This is a genomic window from Stenotrophomonas sp. TWI587, from assembly GCF_039674145.1.
Taxonomy (GTDB): domain Bacteria; phylum Pseudomonadota; class Gammaproteobacteria; order Xanthomonadales; family Xanthomonadaceae; genus Stenotrophomonas; species Stenotrophomonas maltophilia_AY.
Genome location: NZ_JBDJMW010000001.1, coordinates 125216 through 142813, shown reverse-complemented (window position 1 = coordinate 142813; position 17598 = coordinate 125216). Strand labels below are relative to the sequence as shown.

Here is a 17598-nt window from a genome sequence, read left to right as displayed (position 1 = left end):
GAGGCCGCGATCAGGCAGCTGCGTCCTGGGCCAGCTTGCCACCGGCCTTGCGCTCGCGCGCGGCACGGATGAAGCCGATGAACAGCGGGTGGCCCTCGCGCGGCGTGGACAGGAACTCCGGGTGCGCCTGGCAGGCCAGGAACCATGGGTGCTGGTCGCGCGGCAGCTCGATGACTTCCACCAGGGTGTCATCCATCGACTTGCCGGCGATCACCAGGCCCGCATCTTCCAGCTGGGTGCGGTAACGGTTGTTGAACTCGTAACGGTGGCGGTGACGCTCGGACACCACGTCCTTGCCGTACAGCTCGCGGGCCAGGGTGCCCGGCTTCAGGCGCTGCTCCTGCAGGCCCAAACGCATGGTGCCGCCCAGATCGCTCTTGTCGTCACGCTTCTCGACATCGCCGGTGGCGGTACGCCATTCGGTGATCAGGCCGATCACCGGGTTCGGCGACTGGCGGTCGTTCTCGGTGCTGTTGGCACCGTCCAGACCGGCCACGTGGCGGGCGAAATCGACCACCGCGGCCTGCATGCCGTAGCAGATGCCGAAGTACGGCACGTTCTGCTCGCGGGCGAACTGCGAGCTCAGCACCTTGCCTTCGAAGCCACGGTCGCCGAAGCCGCCCGGCACCAGGATGCCGTCGACATCCTTGAGCGCGGCCAGGTCGCTGTCTTCCAGCTCCTGTGCTTCCAGCCACTTCAGGTTGACCTTGGTGCGCTGGCGCAGGCCGCCGTGCTTGAGGGCCTCGCCGACCGACTTGTACGCATCCTGGTGATCGACGTACTTGCCGACCACCGCGATGGTGACCTCGTCCAGCGGGTGCAGGGTGGCATCCACCGCCGCTTCCCACTCGTGCAGGTCGGCCGGGCCGGCCTTGTCGCCGAGCTTGAGCTGGTTGATGACGATGTCATCCAGCCCCTGCGCGTGCAGGCCCATCGGGATGCGGTACAGCACGTCCACGTCCGGCACGCTGATCACGGCGCGTTCGGAGACGTTGGTGAACTGGGCGATCTTGCGGCGCTCCGAATCCGGCACGACCTGCTCGGAACGGCACAGCAGCACGTCCGGCTGGATGCCGATCGAGCGCAGTTCCTTGACCGAGTGCTGGGTGGGCTTGGTCTTCAGCTCACCGGCGGCGGCGATGTACGGCACCAGGGTCAGATGCATGAACAGCGCCTTCTCCGGGCCGCGCTCGGTGCGCACCTGGCGGATCGCCTCCAGGAACGGCAGCGATTCGATGTCGCCCACGGTGCCGCCGATCTCCACCAGCGCCACGTCGAAGCCTTCGGTGGCCTCGTCCATACAGCGGCGGATTTCATCGGTGATGTGCGGGATGACCTGCACGGTGGCGCCGAGGTAGTCGCCGCGACGCTCCTTGCGGATCACGTTCTCGTAGATGCGGCCGGTGGTGACCGAGTTCTTGCGGCTCAGGCGGGTGCGCACGAAGCGCTCGTAATGGCCCAGGTCCAGGTCGGTCTCGGCGCCGTCATCGGTGACGTAGACTTCACCGTGCTGGAACGGGCTCATGGTGCCCGGGTCGACGTTGATGTACGGATCGAGCTTCATCATCGTCACCCGCAGGCCGCGGGCCTCAAGGATGGCGGCAAGCGACGCGGCGGCAATGCCTTTGCCGAGCGAGGACACTACGCCGCCGGTTACGAAGATCAAGGGAGTCATGGCTGGGGGTGTCCTGTCAGGAAGGGGGAAACGGCGCCGGCGCGCGGGGCGACGGACGACGTAAAGGGGGAAATCGGGACGATCCGGCTGGCCGCGGCGTCTTCACGCGCCAAGGGCTGGATCAGGGGGGATACGGTGCGGGAGTGGGTCAGCGACGTCGGGTCAGCCGTGCCGGCCGCTGTCTGGACCGTCACCTCCTGCCTACCCTGCTGGCGATCGCGCACGATCAGGCCAGTCCATTCGCTGATGGATGACACGCACTACTCCCGGAAAGCCATAGTTTACAGATTGACGGCCTCCAGCCCAAGGGGCGGATGACGGCCTTCACATAAAAAACGCCCCGGCCAGGCCGGGGCGTCGGTAGTCAGGCAACAGGAATCAGCGCTTCTTCCGCGCTTCTTCTTCCTCTTCCTTCTGCGGGGCCTGCTCGCCCTTGGCCTTCATTTCGGCCGTGGCGGCGGCGCGGCGCTTGGCCTTGGCATCCGCCTCAGCCTGCGCCTTGTCGGCCTGTTCGCCCTGCTGCGGCGTGGGCTGGCCCTGTCCGGCGTTCTGGGCCAGTGCCATGGGCACGGCCACCACGGCGGCGGCGATGGCAACGATGGTCAGCAACTTCTTCATGGGGTGCTCCTCGCGGTATGGCATGGAATGGGGCGCCGGAGGGTCCGGTTTCCCATCGCAGACAGTCTATCGCGCCCCGGTCGGCCGCCCCCTGAACGTGTGGCGTGCAAAAAAGCCGTCCAGACCGCAAACTTCGCCGTCGCATTGCGCTTTATGAAGACAGATGAACGCCCGCTATAACGCCGCCGATATTGAAGTCCTGTCCGGCCTGGACCCGGTCAAGCGCCGCCCTGGCATGTACACCGACACCGCGCGCCCGAACCATCTGGCGCAGGAAGTCATCGACAATGCCGTCGACGAAGCCTTGGCCGGACACGCCCACACGGTCGAAGTCACGCTGTTCAAGGACGGCAGCTGCGAAGTCAGCGATGACGGCCGTGGCATGCCCGTGGACATCCACCCCGAGGAGAAGATCCCCGGCGTCGAACTGATCCTGACCCGCCTGCACGCGGGCGGCAAGTTCAACAACAAGAACTACACCTTCTCCGGCGGCCTGCATGGCGTTGGCGTCAGCGTGGTCAACGCGTTGTCCACCCTGGTCGAAGTGCATATCAAGCGCGACGGCAGCGAACACCGCATCACCTTCCGCAATGGCGACCGCGCCACCCCGCTGGAAGTGGTCGGCAGCGTCGGCAAGAAGAACACCGGTACCCGCGTGCGCTTCTGGGCCGACCCGAAGTACTTCGACACGCCCAAGTACAACCTGCGGGGGCTGCGCCACCTGCTGCGCGCCAAGGCCGTGCTGTGCCCGGGCCTGACCGTCAAGCTTCTCGATGAAGCCACCGGCGAGCAGGACACCTGGTACTACGAAGATGGCCTGAGCGATTACCTCAAGGCCGAGCTCGGCGAGCGCGAGATGCTGCCGGCCGACCTGTTCGTGGGTCACCTGAAAAAAGAAAACGAGATCGTGGACTGGGCCCTGGCCTGGATCCCCGAGGGCGAGCTGGTCCAGGAAAGCTACGTCAACCTGATCCCGACCGCGCAGCACGGCACCCACGCCAACGGCCTGCGTACCGGCCTGACCGAGGCGCTGCGCGAGTTCTGCGACTTCCGCAACCTGCTGCCGCGTGGCGTCAAGCTGGCCCCGGAAGATGTCTGGGACCGCGTGTCGTTCGTGCTGTCGCTGAAGATGACCGACCCGCAGTTCAGCGGCCAGACCAAGGAACGCCTGTCCTCGCGCCAGGCGGCCGGGTTTGTCGAAGGCGCCGCGCACGATGCCTTCAGCCTGCTGCTCAACCAGAACGTCGCATTGGGCGAGCAGATCGCGCAGCTGGCGATCGAGCGCGCCAGTGCGCGTTTGAAGACCGAGAAGCTGGTGACCCGCAAGAAGGTCACCCAGGGCCCCGCCCTGCCCGGCAAGCTGGCCGACTGCATCAGCCAGGACCTGTCGCGCACCGAGCTGTTCCTGGTCGAAGGCGACTCCGCCGGCGGCAGTGCCAAGCAGGCGCGCGACAAGGACTTCCAGGCGATCCTGCCGCTGCGCGGCAAGATCCTCAACACCTGGGAAGTGTCCTCGGGCAGCGTGCTGGCCTCCGAAGAAGTGCACAACCTCGCCATCGCGATCGGTTGCGACCCGGGCAAGGAAGACATCGCCGGCCTGCGCTACGGCAAGGTGGTCATCCTGGCCGACGCCGACTCGGACGGCCTGCACATCGCGACCCTGCTGACCGCGCTGTTCCTCAAGCACTTCCCGGCGCTGGTCGATGCCGGCCACGTGTTCGTGGCGATGCCGCCGCTGTTCCGTGTCGACGTGGGCAAGCAGGTGTTCTACGCCCTGGACGAGGAAGAGAAGCGCACGATGCTGGACAAGATCGAGCGCGAGAAGATCAAGGGCCAGATCAGCGTGACCCGCTTCAAGGGCCTGGGTGAAATGAACCCGCAGCAGCTGCGCGAGTCCACCATCCATCCCGATACCCGCCGCCTGGTGCAGCTGACCATCGATGACGGCGAGCAGACCCATTCGCTGATGGACATGCTGCTGGCCAAGAAGCGTGCCAGCGACCGCAAGGGCTGGCTGGAGAAGAAGGGCGATCTGGCTTCGCTGGAGGTCTGATCGGCCGGTCGTGACATTCCGGTCTGTTGTGACATTGAAAAACCCGCCTTCCGGCGGGTTTTTTCTTGGGCTGCGTGGTGCGTGATGGCACGCAAGGCGTGCGACACGGCGCGCGAGCCGCTACCGTGGCCTGAGCTCGATCACAGGAACCCACATGCCGTTCGACCCGACCCTGCAACTGGACAGCGCGCGCCTGGTACTAAGCCCGATCCGCGCGGCAGACGCCCAGGCATTGTTCGCGATCCAGTCCGACCCGGCAGGCATGCGCTACTGGAACCACGCGCCCTGGACCGACCTCAAGCAGGCTTACGTGCAGATCCTCGACGATCTCGCCGCCCTGGACGCGGGCACGCAGCTCAAGCTGGCGATCCGTGAGCAGGCGGACGGGCCGCTGCTGGGCATCGTGGTGGTATTTGCCATCGACGAGACGTCCAGGCGCGCGGAAATCGGGTATCACCTCGCTGCACACGCGCAGGGCAAGGGCTACATGCACGAGGCGTTGTCACGGTTCGTGACGTACCTGTTCGATGAACTGCGCATGCGTCGGCTGGAAGCGGAGATCGATCCACGCAATGTGCCCTCCGCAAAGGTGCTGGAGCGGCTCGGCTTCCAGCGCGAGGGGCTGCTGCGGGAACGCTGGCGGGTCGCTGGCGAGGTCTCCGATTCAGCCCTCTACGGCCTGCTGGTACGCGAGTGGCAGGATCGGGCCGACCCAGCGCCGCGCTAGGACCGGCGCGACGCCATCCTGGGTGTACCAGCCTCTCCCGCCCTGTCAGGCACGCTCACTCCCACGAAAAAGCCCGCCTTCCGGCGGGCTTTTCGATGTTCAACCCTGCGGACCGATCAGGCCCAGCCGAACATTTCGAATAGACGCAGGATCAGGTACGCACAGCCGCCGGCAGCCGGGATGGTCAGGATCCACGCCCACACGATCCGCTCGATCACGCCGAAGCGCAGCGAACGCGGGTTCTTGGCGAAGCCCACGCCCATGATCGCGGTGGAGATGCTGTGCGTGGTCGAGACCGGCATGCCGAAGTGCGCCGCCACGGTCAGGATCGTGGCCGAGCTGGTTTCCGCGGCGAAGCCATGGATCGGGTGCAGCTTGACCATCTTGTGGCCCAGCGTCTTGATGATCTTCCAGCCACCCGACGCGGTGCCGGCGGCCATCACCACGGCGCAGGTCAGCACGATCCACATCGCGATGCCATCACCGGCGCTTGCATCCGGGTGCATGAAGGCCAGCCAGGACGGCAGGTCGTTCAGCGCACCGGTCGCCTCGGCACCGATCAGGGTCATGGCGATGATGCCCATGGTCTTCTGCGCATCGTTGTGGCCGTGGGCAAAGCCCATGTAGGCCGCCGATACGATCTGCGCCTTGCCGAAGAACGCATTGACGATGCGCGGGCGCGCCAGACGGCCCAGGAAGCCACCGATCTTGGCCATGCCCGCGATCATGCCCCACAGCAGCAGCATCACCGCGATGCCGAGCAGGAAGCCGGCGATCGGCGAGGTGATCATCGGCAGGAACACCTTCCACAGCAGGCCCTTGTTCTGGGCCCAGGTGCCGATGCGCTCGGACCAGATCAGCGCGTCCCAGTTGTTGTGGGCCGCGGCCAGGCCGGCGCCGCACAGGCCGCCGATCAGGGCGTGCGAGGACGAGGACGGCAGTCCCTTCCACCACGTGATCAGGTTCCAGATGATGCCGCCCAGCAGCGCGCACAGGATCACCTGCGGGGTCACATCGACCACGTTGGTGTTGAGCAGGCCCGAGGCGATGGTCAGCGCGACGGCGGTGCCGGTCAGCGCGCCGATCAAGTTCATGAACGCGGCGAGCATCACCGCCCAGCCGGGCGAGAGCACTTTGGTCGCCACCACGGTGGCGATGGAGTTGGCGGTGTCGTGGAAGCCGTTGATGAACTCGAAGACGAGCGCGGCCAGGATCACCACCAGGACAAGGGTCAGCATGCTGTGGCGTCCGTCAGCTGTTCTTCAAGACGATCTGGTAGGCCACCACGCCGGCCTCGCGGCAACGATCGATGGCCTTTTCCAGGATCTCGAAGAATTCCTTGAGCAGGAACATCTGCAGGCTGTCCAGGCGGCCGGAGTAGATGTCGCGGTACAGCTCGAGCATCAGCCGGTCGGCTTCGTTTTCCAGCGAACGCAGCTTCTCGTTGAGCGCGGTCATCCGGTCCAGGTTCATGTGGCGCAGGTCGTTGACCATCTCCACCACCACGCTGGCCGCCTGTTCCAGCATCGCCGCGCGCGGCGCGAAATCGATGTGTTCCAGATGCTGGGTGGCCAGCGAATAGCGATCGGCGAACTTCTCGATCTGCTTGGGAATCTTGTACAGCGCCGAGCCCAGCGCTTCGATGTCTTCGCGCTCGATCGGGGTCATGAAGCTGTCGACCAGCGCCTGGCTGATCTTGTCCGAGGCCGCGCGCTCGCGCAGGCGGGCCAGCTTGAAGGCGTCCAGCGCCGGCTGGCGGTCCGCCTCGCGCAGCATGGAGTGCAGCGCCTTGGAACTGTCCTGGGCGGCCTGGGCAGCCTCGTCCAGCAGGGTGTAGAACTGTTTGCCGGAGCCAAAAATGGTCTGCAGAGAGAACATTGAGAAACCTATTCGCCGTCGAGGAAGGACGGCACCGGGCGGAATTATGACGGTTTGATGTCTGTTCCGGGTACTCCCCCCCTTCTTCACACGGGGACCGCCCCGTCTGAACGACTCTGTTTGCACCCCTGCCCCGGCCTTTTGTTAAGATGCGCGGGCACCTTCGGGTGCACTCTATGGACGACGACCCTTACCCCCCGCCGCACCGCCGCGCTTACGCGCCCTCCGGTAGCCGACATCGCTTGAACACGCCCTCCCTGCCACCAACCGGGGACGACGCCCGTGTTTGAACTGATTATTGTCCTGGCCCTGATCCTGCTCAACGGCTTCTTCGCCATGTCCGAGATGTCGGTCATGACCTCGCGCAAGAGCCGCCTCAAGCAGATGGCGGGCTCCAGCAAGCGCGCCGAGCGCGCGCTGGCCCTGTCCGAGAAGCCAGAGAGCTTCCTGTCCACGGTCCAGATCGGCATCACCCTGATCGGCATCCTGACCGGTGTGTTCGGCGGTGAGGCGATCGGCCTGGCCATCGCCGAGTGGCTGCACGGCATCGTGCCGGCATTTGCTTACTCCAGCGAGGTCGGCAAGGCGCTGGCAGTCGCCCTGATCACCTTCCTGACGCTGATCTTCGGCGAACTGGTCCCCAAACGGTTGGCCATCACCCGCTCGGAGGACATCGCCGGGCTGGTTGCATGGCCGATGGGCTGGCTCTCCCGGATCGCCTTCCCGGCGGTGTGGCTGCTCTCGCACAGCACCCGGCTGGTGTTGCGCGTGCTGGGCCTGGGCAAGGACGAGGCGGCCTCGGTGACCGAAGAAGAGATCCGCATGCTGGTGGCCGAGAGCCACGAGGCCGGCGTGATCGATGCCCATGAGCGCGACATGATGAACCGCGTCATGCGCCTGGGCGACCGTACTGCCGACAGCCTGATGACCCCGCGCAACCGGATTGCGTGGCTGGATACCGCGGCCGACCCGGAAAAGAACCTGGCTACCATGCGCGAGAACGAGTTCTCGCGTTACCCGGTGTTCCGCGACAACGACCAGGACATCGTCGGCGTGCTGGAGGTCAAAAGCCTGGTGACCCGCCTGGTGCGCGATGACCACTCGCTGTTCCAGAACCTGCGCGAGCCGCTGTACGTTTCCGAGTCCACCCACGCGATGAAGCTGCTGGAGATCTTCCGCGAGGAACAGCAGTCGATGGCCCTGGTGGTGGACGAATACGGCGAGATCCAGGGCCTGGTCACCATCAGCGACCTGATGGGCGCGGTGGTCGGCCGCCTGCAGTCGGTGGAGAACGTGGACGAGGACGCGCTGGTCGTCACCCGTGAGGACGGTTCGTTCCTGGTCGATGGCTCGCTCTCGATCGAAGACCTGCGCGAACTGATGGGCAACGCCGAACTGCCCGATGCCGATGATGGCGACTACTACACGCTGGCCGGCATGTGCATTCACTATTTCGGCCGCATCCCGCATGCGGGCGAGTACTTCGATTGGGCCGGCTGGCGCATCGAGATCGTCGATCTCGACGGTGCCCGTGTCGACAAGCTGCTGCTGCGCACCCTGAGCGAAGACGAAACCGATGACATCACCGGCTGAGCCGACGCCGCCGGACCCGACGCGGCCGCAGTACCGCAACGAGGGTATCCGTACCCTGCTGGCGATGTTCGACCACGGGGATCCGGAGGAACGGCTGCTGCTCGGCCAGATCCTGCAGGATCTGCAGCAGAGCGCGTTCGGTGTGTTCCTGTTCGTGGCGATCCTGCCGGCCTTCATTCCGATTCCGGGGATCGGCGGCGCGGTCAGTGGGCCGCTGGTGGTGCTGATCGGCGCGCAGATGCTGTGCGGCATGCGCCGGCCCTGGCTGCCTGGCTTCATCCGCAACCGCGGGCCCAAGCGCGGGACAATGCATCGCTTCCTGGAGCGGATCAACGGCCCGCTGCGCCGCCTGGACCGCCTGCTCAAGCCGCGGCTGCCCGGACTGCTGGTGCCGCTGCCGGTGCACGCCTTCAGCGGCCTGCTGCTGATCCTGATCGGCCTGCTGCTGTCGTTGCCGATCCCGCTCACCAATTACCTGTTCGGCTTCCAGCTGCTGTTGTTCGCCCTGGCACTGCTGGAGCGCGATGGCGTGCTGATGCTGCTCAACTGGATCGGCGCGGTGGCTGCCGTGCTGTTCTTCGGCTTCAGCTCGGGGCAGCTGGTGGGCTATACGGTGGACTTGTTCCAGCGCTGGTTCGGCTGACGCCGACACACCCCGGCACGCCACGCGCCATGAAAAAAGCCGACCCCGCGGCCGGCTTCAGCACAACCATGGCCGGCGCAAGGCCGGCCCTGTGAACCCGGTTACGCGCCGGGCTTGAGATCCACCGTGCCGGTGTCGGACATCGCGCCCGGATCATCGGTCACTGCCGACAGGACGAAGTACAACGCCTTGCCCAGCAGGCCGCCGGGGCCATCCCAGTACTCGGCCGATTCGGCGCTGACGTGGATCAGGCGCAGGTTCGGGTCGTCCTTGCCGCCGGGGAAGAAGACCTTCATCGCCGGCGACCAGAGTTCGTCGATCTTGGCCCGGTCATGGACCACGCGCGCGGTGCCCGAGACGGAGACGTAGGTGTTGCCCGATGGCGAGGCGTAGGCAACATTGACGCGCGGGTTGGCGGTGATCTCCGCGATCTTCGGGCTGTCGGCCCCGGTGGCGAACCACAGGTCGCCATCGAATTCGACTTCCTGGGTGCCCAGCGGACGGCTGAACAAGCGCCCGTCCGCACCGACCGTGGTGAACATCGCGATGTCCACATCGCGGATCAGTTCGGCCAGTTGTTTGATGTGCTGCTGGCGATCATGTTCGGCCATGAGGTGGCTCCTGTAAGGGGAGCCCCCATCACAGCCGATCGGCGGCTACGGCGACGTGAACCGCGCGGTCACGCCTTCTTCGCACGCCGCGCCGATGTCACACCTGCAGCGCGCGCCATGCCTGCATCGCCAGCCCGAACGAGCGCTTGCGCGCGGCGTGGTCGTAGATGTTGGCCGTGACCAGCACTTCATCCGGCTTGTGTCGTGACACGAACGCGGCGAGGCCTTCCTGCACCTGCTGCACGTCACCGACCACTGCACAGGCCAGCGCGCTCTGGACGCCGGCCTTTTCGTGCGGCTGCCAGAACGCTTCGATGTCGTCGATCGGCGGCGGAATCAGACCCGGCAGGCCACGACGCAGATTGACGAAGCTCTGCTGCTGGGTGGTGAACAGACGCTTGGCCTCGGCTTCGGAATCGCTGGCGACCACGTTCAGCCCCAACACCGCATACGGCGCCTGCAGATACTGCGAGGCGCGGAATTCGCGACGGTAGACCGACAGCGCTTCATCCATCGCGTCCGGCGCAAAGTGCGAGGCGAAGGCGAACGGCAGGCCCATCGCCGCCGACAGCCGCGCACTGAACAGACTGGAGCCGAGCAGCCACACCGGCACCGGGATGCCCGCACCGGGCACGGCGCGAACGGCCTGGCCCTTCTGGGCAGGCTCGAAGTAATGCAGCAGCTCGCGCACGTCCTGCGGGAACTGGTCAGCGCTGTCGAAGTAACGACGCAGTGCGCGGGCGGTGGGCTGATCGGTACCGGGCGCACGGCCCAGGCCGAGATCGATGCGGTCCGGGTACAGCGAGGCCAGCGTGCCGAACTGCTCGGCGACCTGCAGCGGCGAGTGATTGGGCAGCATGATGCCGCCGGCACCAACGCGGATACGCTTCGTGCCCCCGGCCACGTGGCCGATCAGTACCGCAGTGGCGGCGCTGGCGATGCCGGGCATGTTGTGGTGCTCGGCCAGCCAATAGCGGTGGAAGCCCCAGCCTTCGGCGTGCTGGGCCAGGTCCAGCATGTTGGCGAAGGCCTGCGTGGTGTCGCTGCCTTCGCAGACCGGCGCCAGATCAAGAATCGACAGCTGCATCATGAATGCTCGTTCCAACCAGGAGATATCCCACTGAGATGGGGCTGTCCGGCCGGTTTGCCACCGCCCACAAGGCGCAGGTGGCAAGACGCTGATTTCCGTCTCGCGACGATTCAGGACAATCAACGCCGTGAAGACGGCTCAGGCGGCGCCGGCGTCCTGGTCGACCAGCGGCTGCAGGGCCGGATCCAGCGCCACGCGCTCGTCGAAGACGAAGCAGCGGCCGTCATAGCCCTCACCGCCCACGGCCTCGAAATAGCCCAGAATGCCGCCGTCCAGCTGCAGGACGTTGTCCATGCCGTCGTTGCGCATCCACAGCGCCGCCTTCTCGCAGCGGATGCCGCCGGTGCAGAAGCTGACCACGGTGCTGTCCTTGAGCGCCTCGCGGTGCAGGGCCAGGGCCTCGGGCAGATCGGTGAACTTGGTGATCGGCAGCACCAGCGCGTCCTGGAAGGTGCCGTACTCGATCTCCTGGGTGTTGCGGGTGTCCAGCATCACCACCGGCTTGCCGGCGTCATCGTGCCCCTGGCGCAGCCAGCGCTGCACCGTGGCCGGATCGATCGAGGGCGCGCGCGGGTACGCCAGCGGCTGACCGTCGTCGATGCGGAAACTGATGATCTCCGGCTTGACCTTGGCCTTGAGCCGGGCGAACGGCTGCATCTGGCTGTAGCTGGTCTTCACGCGCAGCCCGGCAAACCGCGCATCCGCGCGCAGGGCGGCGTAGAAGCCGTCGATCGCCGGCGCTGCACCGGCCAGGAACAGGTTGATGCCCTCACCCGCCACCAGGATGGTTCCGCGGAGCTGCGCGGTGGTCGCCCGCTCCAACAGGGTCGCGCACAGCGCGTCCGGGTCGGCGACGGGGGTGAAGTGGTAGGCGGCGGTATTGGCGATCATCCCGCCATTTTAGCCGCTGGGCAGGCGCTACGCCTGAGCGGCCCTGGAATCAGCCGCGCAGCAGCACGAACGGCAGCAGCACCAGCGCGGCGGCCACCGCCATGCCGATCAGCACCGCGACCACGAACACCGGGCGACGCCGGATCAGGCTGCCGAAGGTCTCGGCGGTGCCGTCGCGCAGCGCGGCCTCACGCTCACCGCGGACACGTTCGCCGCGCACCTGCTGGTAGTCCGCCATCAGCGCCTTGGCCCGAGGGTGATCCTCGTTGTCGCGGACCCATATCCCGCCAAAGGAGATCCCCCAAGGGCTGGGCTCGGTGCGGTAATGGGCGATGCCCGCCTTGTCCAGCAGGGCGGTGACATCCTGGATTTCATCGTCCGCGACATTGCGCAGGTTGAGCAGCAGTTTCGACATGCGCCCATGATAGCGCCCGGCGATGCGCTACCCTTGCGTCCCCCGTTTTTTGGATCCGGAGCCCGCCCATGCGCCGTCTGCCCCGTTACCTGCTCGCCCCCCTGATGTTGTCGCTGTTGGCCGCCTGCACCCCGCCCGGCCCGCCGCCCGGTGGCAGCATCGCGCAGTTCGAGAAGATCGATACCCAGCCAGGCAACGGCGCCGAGGCCACGCCTGGCAGCAAGGTCACCGTGCACTACACCGGGTGGATCTATGACGAGCGCACCGCCGACAAGCATGGCGACAAGTTCGACAGCTCGGTCGACCGCGGCGAGCCCTTCACCTTCAACCTCGGCCAGGGTCAGGTCATCAAGGGATGGGACGAAGGCTTTGCCGGGATGAAGGTGGGCGGCAAGCGCACCCTGATGATCCCGGCCGAGTACGGCTATGGCGCGCGTGGCGCAGGGCCGATCGCACCGAATTCCTCGCTGGTGTTCGATGTCGAACTGCTCGACGTCAAGCCGCGTTGATCCTGCCTGCATGAGCATTGCCCTGAACACCCCACCACGCCGGGTCGCGATCATCGGCGGCGGCCCCGCCGGCCTGATGGCGGCGGAGACCGTGCGCGCTGCCGGCCACGCCGTCGATCTGTACGAGGCCAAGGGTTCGCCCGGCCGCAAGTTCCTGATCGCTGGCAAAGGCGGCCTCAACCTGACCCACTCCGATGCGCGCGACGTGTTCGTCTCGCGCTACCGCGAGCGCGCGGACGCAGTGGGCGGCTGGCTGGCCGATTTCGATGGTGAGGCGCTGCGTGCCTGGGCGCTGGCGTTCGGCGTGGAAACCTATGTGGGCAGTTCGGGACGTGTGTTCCCGGTCGACCGCAAGGCCGCCCCACTGCTGCGCGGCTGGGTGCGCCGGCTGAAGGAACAGGGGGTACGTTTTCACGTTCAGCACCGCTGGACCGGCTGGGATGACGCAGGCGCGCTGCGCTTCGATACGCCCGAGGGCACGGCAACGATCACGGCCGATGCGGTGGTGTTCGCGCTTGGCGGTGGCAGTTGGCCGGAGCTGGGCTCGGATGGCGCATGGGTCGCGCCGATGACCGCCACCGGTATCGACATCACCCCGCTGCAGCCGGCCAACTGCGGCTTCGACATCGGCTGGACGCCCTATTTCAGCGAGCGCCAGGCCGGTGCCCCGCTCAAGCCGGTGGTGGCGCACTGGACCGATCTGCAGGGTCAGCCGCGCTCGCTGCAGGGCGAGTGCGTGATCACCGCGACCGGTATCGAGGGCAGTCTGATCTATGCGCTGTCGGCGGACCTGCGCGACAGCCTGGCCCGCGACGGCCAAGTGACCCTGCAGTTGGACCTGTTGCCGGGCCAGACCGAAGCACAGGTGCTGGAGAAGCTGCAGAAGCCGCGACAGGGCCGCAGCTTCGGCGAGGTCCTGCGCCGCCAGCTCGGGTTGAGCGGCGTGAAGTCGGCCCTGCTGTTCGAAGTGCTGGGCCGCGAGGCCGGGCAATTGCCGCTGGACCAGATCGCGCATGCGCTCAAGCGTCTGCCCCTGGCTCTGCAGCAACCGCGCCCCATCGATGAAGTGATCAGCACGGCAGGTGGCGTACGCCTGGAAGCGCTGGATGCACAGTTGATGTTGCGGGGGCGGCCCGGCACGTTCTGTGCCGGCGAGATGCTGGACTGGGAAGCGCCGACCGGCGGCTATCTGCTGACCGCGTGCTACGCCAGTGGGCTGCGCGCCGGGCGTGGCGTGGTGGCGTGGTTGGCGCAGGCGTGAATCGAGGGGTGCCGGCCAGCGGCCGGCATCAGCGCCTGCGCTGCATCCGAACCGAGGCGAGCGACACGCCGCTGGGGTGCGGGTAGCTCTCCTCGCGCAGCGCTTCAAAGCCACAGCGACGATAGAACGGGACCGCATTGAGCGAGGCCGACAGCACCAGCGGCCGCGCCGGGTCGGCCAACGCCTCCATCGCCTGCATCAAGGTCAGACCGATGCCACGGCCACCGCAGTCGGGATCGACGAACAGCGCATCGATTTCGTTGCCGGCCAGATCGATCACGCCATAGCCCAACAGCACGCCGTCAGTGTCTTCGGCAATCACACAGCCACCGCCCGCCAACAGCGCACGGTAATGCTCCGGCGGCGGTGAGGCCGACCACGGGACGATCACCTCCGGCGGATAGGCCGCGCTGCAGAGTTCGCGCACGCAGCGCGTGCGCAGCACCCACAGCGCGTCGGCCTCATCGGCACGTCCCACACGCAGTTGAACGGTTCGTTCTCCACTCATCGCGACTTGCTCGTCCGCAGTGCCTGGATGCGCGCCGGTGGCTGGAACGAATCACTGCGCGCATCAGCCCAGTAGTCGTGGAAGACCGCGTGGTCCGGCACTTTGCGCAGCAGCTCACCGGGGGCCAGATAACGATACAACGACGCCAGCGAGCGGATCTCCACCGGCGAGACGCGACGCAGGATGTGCTCCGGGCCCAGCTCGGAGGGATCGTTCAGACCGGCCGCACACAGCAGGTCTCGCAGCGCGCGCAGCGTGTTCTCGTGATAGCTGTGTACGCGCGTGGCCTTGTCGGCGGCATCCAAGTGGCGCCAACGGTTGGGGTTCTGCGTGGCAATGCCCGTGGGACACTTGTCGCTGTGGCAGCTCAGTGACTGGATGCAGCCCAGCGCGAACATGAAACCACGCCCGGCATTGCACCAGTCCGCGCCCAGCGCGATGGTGCGGGCGATCTCGAACGCACTGGTCACTTTGCCTGCCGCGCCGATGCGGATACGGTCGCGCAGGTCCAGGCCGACCAGGGTGTTGTGCACCAGCAGCAGCGCTTCATGCATCGGCACGCCGACGTGATCGATGAACTCGGCCGGCGCAGCGCCGGTACCGCCTTCGGCGCCGTCGACAACGATGAAATCCGGCAGCAACCCGGTTTCCTGCATCGCCTTGGCGATGCCGAACCACTCCCAGGGATGACCGATCGCAAGCTTGAACCCGACCGGCTTGCCGCCGGACAGCTCCCGCAGCCTCGCGACGAACTGCAGCAGTTCCACCGGCGTGTTGAATGCACTGTGCCTGGAGGGCGATACGCAATCCACCCCCATCGGCACGCCCCGGGTGATCGAGATCTCTTCGCTCACTTTCGCTGCCGGCAGCACGCCCCCATGGCCGGGCTTGGCACCCTGCGAGAGCTTGATCTCGATCATCTTGACCTGATCGTGGTTGGCGTTGGCGACGAACTTCTCTTCGCTGAAACCGCCCTTGTCGTCGCGGCACCCGAAGTAACCCGAGCCGATTTCCCAGACCAGGTCGCCGCCCATCTCACGGTGATAGGGCGAGATCGAGCCTTCGCCGGTGTCGTGATAGAAGCTGCCGCGGCGCGCGCCTTCGTTGAGGGCGCGGATCGCGTTGGCCGACAGCGAACCAAAGCTCATCGCGGAGATGTTGAACACACTGGCCGAATACGGCTTGGCGCAGTTCGGGCCGATCTGGATGCGGAAATCGTGGTGGCCGATCTCGGTCGGCGCCAGTGAATGGTTGATCCATTCGTAGTCCACCGCATAGGTGCTGCGCAGCGTGCCGAACGGCACCACGTCCATCTCATTCTTGGAGCGCTGGTAGATCAGTGCGCGTTGCTGGCGCGAGAACGGCACGTCCTCCAGATCGCTCTGCACGAAGTACTGGCGGATCTCCGGCCCGATCGATTCCAGCCCGTAGCGGAAGTGCGCCATCACCGGGTAGTTGCGCCGCAGTGTGCTGCGCTTCTGCAGCATATCCCACGTGCCCAGAACTGCCAGCAACGCTGTCACGCCGACGCCCCAATACCAGGCGGGCCAGATCGTGGCCAACCACACGCAGACCGGGAACAACAGGATGGCGAGCAGATACGCGAGATAGCGATGCATGGCTTTCCTCAATCAATAGCTGCCCCCGAGTCTACAGGCGGTCGTCCACCGCTTCCCGGGGCCACACGGATTTGACGTCGTACACCACGCCGTGCGGCTTGAGCAGCGCGCGCACCTGCGCCGCGTCGAAGGCGCGGAAGCTGTCATGCGCCACCGCCAGCACCACCGCGTCATAGCCGCCGGCATCAGGTGCGGCGACCCACCGTACATCGGCATCGGCAAGCGCCGCTGGCCCGACCCACGGATCCTGCACGTCCACCTGTGCCCCGCTGGCCTGCAGGCGCTGCGCCAGCTCCAGCGCGCGGCTGTTGCGCAGGTCCGGGCAGTTCTCCTTGAAGGTGACGCCCAGCACGAGGACGCGCGCCTGGGCGACGGCAATGGTGCGCGATGCCAGCAGCGCCAGCACGCGTTGTGCGACGTGCTCACCGACCCGGTTGTTGACCTGGCGCGCGGTGTGGATGAGATCGGGGTGGTAGCCCATGCTCTCGGACTTGTGCAGCAGGTAGTACGGGTCCACGCCGATGCAGTGGCCACCCACCAGGCCGGGCCGGAACGGCAGGAAGTTCCATTTGCTGCCGGCCGCGGCCAGCACGTCCTGGGTGTCGATGCCGAGCCGATCGAAGATCAGCGCGAGTTCGTTGACCAAGGCGATGTTGACGTCGCGCTGGATGTTCTCGATCACCTTGGCGGCCTCGGCCACGCGGATCGAGGGCGCCGGCCAGGTCCCGGCGGTGATGATGCGCTTGTACAGTGCATCCACCACGGCCGCCGCCTCGGGTGTCGAGCCGGAGGTGATCTTGCGGATGTCCGGCAGCCGGCGTTCGCGGTCGCCCGGGTTGATCCGCTCGGGGCTGTAGCCGCAGTAGAAGTCTTCGTTGAAGCGCAGCCCCGAGCCGGCCTCCAGCAAGGGCACGCAGACTTCCTCGGTGGTGCCGGGGTACACGGTGGATTCGTAGATCACCAGGTCGCCCGGCGCCAGCAGCCCGCCGATCAGCTGGCTGGCACTGCGCAGCGGGCCCAGATCGGGCTGCTCATGCGCATCGATCGGCGTGGGCACGGTCACGATGTAGACGTTGCACCCGGCCAGATCCGAAGGATCGGCGCTGTAGCGCGCATTCACGGCGGCAGCGAGTTCGTCGGCGTCCAGCTCGAGCGTATGGTCATGACCGCGCTGCAGCTCGGCGACGCGCGCCTGGTCGATGTCATACCCCAGCGTCGGCTGCTGCTGACCAAACGTCACCGTCAGTGGCAGGCCCACATACCCCAGCCCGATCACGCCGATGCGCGGCGTTGTCGCTGCGGAAATGGCGCGCGTCATCGCCGCGCTCCATGCAGCGGAACCGGGCCGGCGATCAGCCGGGGCGTCATCAGGGAGGGCTTCATGCGATACAGGCGCCGGGGTACAGGTGATGCAAGCCTAACGCGCCAGGCGCTGCCCCACAAAGAACAAAGCCGCCGCCCGCGGAGAGTACGGACGACGGCCAAAGGAATGATGGTCCAGCTGCGG

At 66.5% G+C, this 17598-nt stretch carries 17 protein-coding genes; 6 read left to right on the top strand and 11 right to left on the bottom strand.

Annotated features, from left to right (window positions below; all coding sequences use genetic code 11):
- Window positions 1-10: 10 nt before the first annotated feature.
- Both ABE464_RS00675 and ABE464_RS00670 read right to left on the bottom strand, forming a co-directional pair.
- Window positions 11-1675 carry a CTP synthase gene (locus ABE464_RS00675; protein ID WP_346470314.1) on the bottom strand — a complete coding sequence of 555 codons (1665 nt, stop codon included), beginning with the start codon at window positions 1673-1675 and terminating at the stop codon, window positions 11-13.
- Window positions 1676-2053: 378 nt separating this feature from the next.
- A complete protein-coding gene (locus ABE464_RS00670; RefSeq protein ID WP_088433184.1) occupies window positions 2054-2293 on the bottom strand; it encodes a hypothetical protein in 240 nt (79 codons plus the stop codon).
- Between the two features lie 163 nt (window positions 2294-2456).
- Between ABE464_RS00670 and parE the strand changes: the two genes are divergently transcribed.
- Both parE and ABE464_RS00660 read left to right on the top strand, forming a co-directional pair.
- On the top strand, window positions 2457-4346 hold the full coding sequence (parE, locus tag ABE464_RS00665; RefSeq protein WP_102788297.1) for a DNA topoisomerase IV subunit B: 1890 nt from the start codon (window positions 2457-2459) through the stop codon (window positions 4344-4346).
- 154 nt (window positions 4347-4500) lie between these two features.
- On the top strand, window positions 4501-5073 hold the full coding sequence (locus ABE464_RS00660) for a GNAT family protein (RefSeq protein WP_346470313.1): 573 nt from the start codon (window positions 4501-4503) through the stop codon (window positions 5071-5073).
- A 116-nt stretch (window positions 5074-5189) separates the two neighbouring features.
- On the opposite strand, the gene ABE464_RS00655 is transcribed toward ABE464_RS00660, so the two are convergent.
- Both ABE464_RS00655 and ABE464_RS00650 read right to left on the bottom strand, forming a co-directional pair.
- Window positions 5190-6311, bottom strand: coding sequence for an inorganic phosphate transporter (locus ABE464_RS00655; protein WP_176989624.1), 1122 nt, complete (start codon window positions 6309-6311; stop codon window positions 5190-5192).
- Between the two features lie 13 nt (window positions 6312-6324).
- A complete protein-coding gene (locus ABE464_RS00650; protein ID WP_121041743.1) occupies window positions 6325-6951 on the bottom strand; it encodes a DUF47 family protein in 627 nt (208 codons plus the stop codon).
- Between the two features lie 282 nt (window positions 6952-7233).
- Between ABE464_RS00650 and ABE464_RS00645 the strand changes: the two genes are divergently transcribed.
- Entirely contained in the window at window positions 7234-8544 is a 1311-nt protein-coding gene (locus ABE464_RS00645) for a hemolysin family protein (RefSeq protein ID WP_319208135.1), read from the top strand.
- Window positions 8528-9187, top strand: a complete 660-nt coding sequence (locus ABE464_RS00640) for an exopolysaccharide biosynthesis protein (protein ID WP_346470312.1) — start codon at window positions 8528-8530, stop codon at window positions 9185-9187. The genes ABE464_RS00645 and ABE464_RS00640 overlap by 17 nt, the downstream gene beginning before the upstream one ends.
- 101 nt (window positions 9188-9288) lie before the next feature.
- On the opposite strand, the gene ABE464_RS00635 is transcribed toward ABE464_RS00640, so the two are convergent.
- The 4 genes from ABE464_RS00635 to ABE464_RS00620 form a co-directional block, all read right to left on the bottom strand.
- Complete coding sequence (locus tag ABE464_RS00635) at window positions 9289-9798, bottom strand: pyridoxamine 5'-phosphate oxidase family protein (RefSeq protein ID WP_346470311.1); 510 nt, start codon at window positions 9796-9798, stop codon at window positions 9289-9291.
- A 97-nt stretch (window positions 9799-9895) separates the two neighbouring features.
- The gene (locus ABE464_RS00630; RefSeq protein ID WP_346470310.1) at window positions 9896-10888 is read right to left on the bottom strand and encodes an LLM class flavin-dependent oxidoreductase; all 993 of its coding nucleotides are present in this window, start codon (window positions 10886-10888) and stop codon (window positions 9896-9898) included.
- A 138-nt stretch (window positions 10889-11026) separates the two neighbouring features.
- Window positions 11027-11779, bottom strand: coding sequence for a sulfurtransferase (locus tag ABE464_RS00625; protein ID WP_346470309.1), 753 nt, complete (start codon window positions 11777-11779; stop codon window positions 11027-11029).
- Window positions 11780-11828: 49 nt separating this feature from the next.
- Entirely contained in the window at window positions 11829-12194 is a 366-nt protein-coding gene (locus ABE464_RS00620) for a DUF6164 family protein (protein WP_346470308.1), read from the bottom strand.
- A gap of 68 nt (window positions 12195-12262) precedes the next feature.
- Here ABE464_RS00620 and ABE464_RS00615 point away from each other — a divergent pair, with 68 nt between their 5' ends.
- Together ABE464_RS00615 and ABE464_RS00610 are read left to right on the top strand one after the other, a co-directional pair.
- Entirely contained in the window at window positions 12263-12703 is a 441-nt protein-coding gene (locus ABE464_RS00615; protein ID WP_346470307.1) for an FKBP-type peptidyl-prolyl cis-trans isomerase, read from the top strand.
- 10 nt (window positions 12704-12713) lie between these two features.
- A complete protein-coding gene (locus ABE464_RS00610) occupies window positions 12714-13964 on the top strand; it encodes a TIGR03862 family flavoprotein (RefSeq protein WP_346470306.1) in 1251 nt (416 codons plus the stop codon).
- A 28-nt stretch (window positions 13965-13992) separates the two neighbouring features.
- Here ABE464_RS00610 and ABE464_RS00605 read toward each other — a convergent pair whose 3' ends face one another.
- Genes ABE464_RS00605 through ABE464_RS00595 form a run of 3 tightly spaced genes read right to left on the bottom strand, consistent with a single transcriptional unit; the run spans window position 13993 to window position 17409 of the window.
- A complete protein-coding gene (locus ABE464_RS00605; protein ID WP_346470305.1) occupies window positions 13993-14472 on the bottom strand; it encodes a GNAT family N-acetyltransferase in 480 nt (159 codons plus the stop codon).
- Window positions 14469-16091 carry an FMN-binding glutamate synthase family protein gene (locus ABE464_RS00600; RefSeq protein ID WP_346470304.1) on the bottom strand — a complete coding sequence of 541 codons (1623 nt, stop codon included), beginning with the start codon at window positions 16089-16091 and terminating at the stop codon, window positions 14469-14471. The genes ABE464_RS00605 and ABE464_RS00600 overlap by 4 nt, the downstream gene beginning before the upstream one ends.
- A 31-nt stretch (window positions 16092-16122) precedes the next feature.
- Window positions 16123-17409, bottom strand: a complete 1287-nt coding sequence (locus ABE464_RS00595; protein ID WP_346470303.1) for a nucleotide sugar dehydrogenase — start codon at window positions 17407-17409, stop codon at window positions 16123-16125.
- Window positions 17410-17598: the final 189 nt, after the last annotated feature.

What these genes read in the sequence shown, in the direction of transcription:
- ABE464_RS00675 (WP_346470314.1), bottom strand. Translation starts at nt 1,675, where the DNA reads ATGACTCCCTTGATCTTCGTAACCGGCGGCGTAGTGTCCTCGCTCGGC.
- ABE464_RS00670 (WP_088433184.1), bottom strand. Translation starts at nt 2,293, where the DNA reads ATGAAGAAGTTGCTGACCATCGTTGCCATCGCCGCCGCCGTGGTGGCC.
- parE (WP_102788297.1), top strand. Translation starts at nt 2,457, where the DNA reads ATGAACGCCCGCTATAACGCCGCCGATATTGAAGTCCTGTCCGGCCTG.
- ABE464_RS00660 (WP_346470313.1), top strand. Translation starts at nt 4,501, where the DNA reads ATGCCGTTCGACCCGACCCTGCAACTGGACAGCGCGCGCCTGGTACTA.
- ABE464_RS00655 (WP_176989624.1), bottom strand. Translation starts at nt 6,311, where the DNA reads ATGCTGACCCTTGTCCTGGTGGTGATCCTGGCCGCGCTCGTCTTCGAG.
- ABE464_RS00650 (WP_121041743.1), bottom strand. Translation starts at nt 6,951, where the DNA reads ATGTTCTCTCTGCAGACCATTTTTGGCTCCGGCAAACAGTTCTACACC.
- ABE464_RS00640 (WP_346470312.1), top strand. Translation starts at nt 8,528, where the DNA reads ATGACATCACCGGCTGAGCCGACGCCGCCGGACCCGACGCGGCCGCAG.
- ABE464_RS00635 (WP_346470311.1), bottom strand. Translation starts at nt 9,798, where the DNA reads ATGGCCGAACATGATCGCCAGCAGCACATCAAACAACTGGCCGAACTG.
- ABE464_RS00630 (WP_346470310.1), bottom strand. Translation starts at nt 10,888, where the DNA reads ATGATGCAGCTGTCGATTCTTGATCTGGCGCCGGTCTGCGAAGGCAGC.
- ABE464_RS00625 (WP_346470309.1), bottom strand. Translation starts at nt 11,779, where the DNA reads ATGATCGCCAATACCGCCGCCTACCACTTCACCCCCGTCGCCGACCCG.
- ABE464_RS00620 (WP_346470308.1), bottom strand. Translation starts at nt 12,194, where the DNA reads ATGTCGAAACTGCTGCTCAACCTGCGCAATGTCGCGGACGATGAAATC.
- ABE464_RS00615 (WP_346470307.1), top strand. Translation starts at nt 12,263, where the DNA reads ATGCGCCGTCTGCCCCGTTACCTGCTCGCCCCCCTGATGTTGTCGCTG.
- ABE464_RS00610 (WP_346470306.1), top strand. Translation starts at nt 12,714, where the DNA reads ATGAGCATTGCCCTGAACACCCCACCACGCCGGGTCGCGATCATCGGC.
- ABE464_RS00605 (WP_346470305.1), bottom strand. Translation starts at nt 14,472, where the DNA reads ATGAGTGGAGAACGAACCGTTCAACTGCGTGTGGGACGTGCCGATGAG.
- ABE464_RS00600 (WP_346470304.1), bottom strand. Translation starts at nt 16,091, where the DNA reads ATGCATCGCTATCTCGCGTATCTGCTCGCCATCCTGTTGTTCCCGGTC.
- ABE464_RS00595 (WP_346470303.1), bottom strand. Translation starts at nt 17,409, where the DNA reads ATGACGCGCGCCATTTCCGCAGCGACAACGCCGCGCATCGGCGTGATC.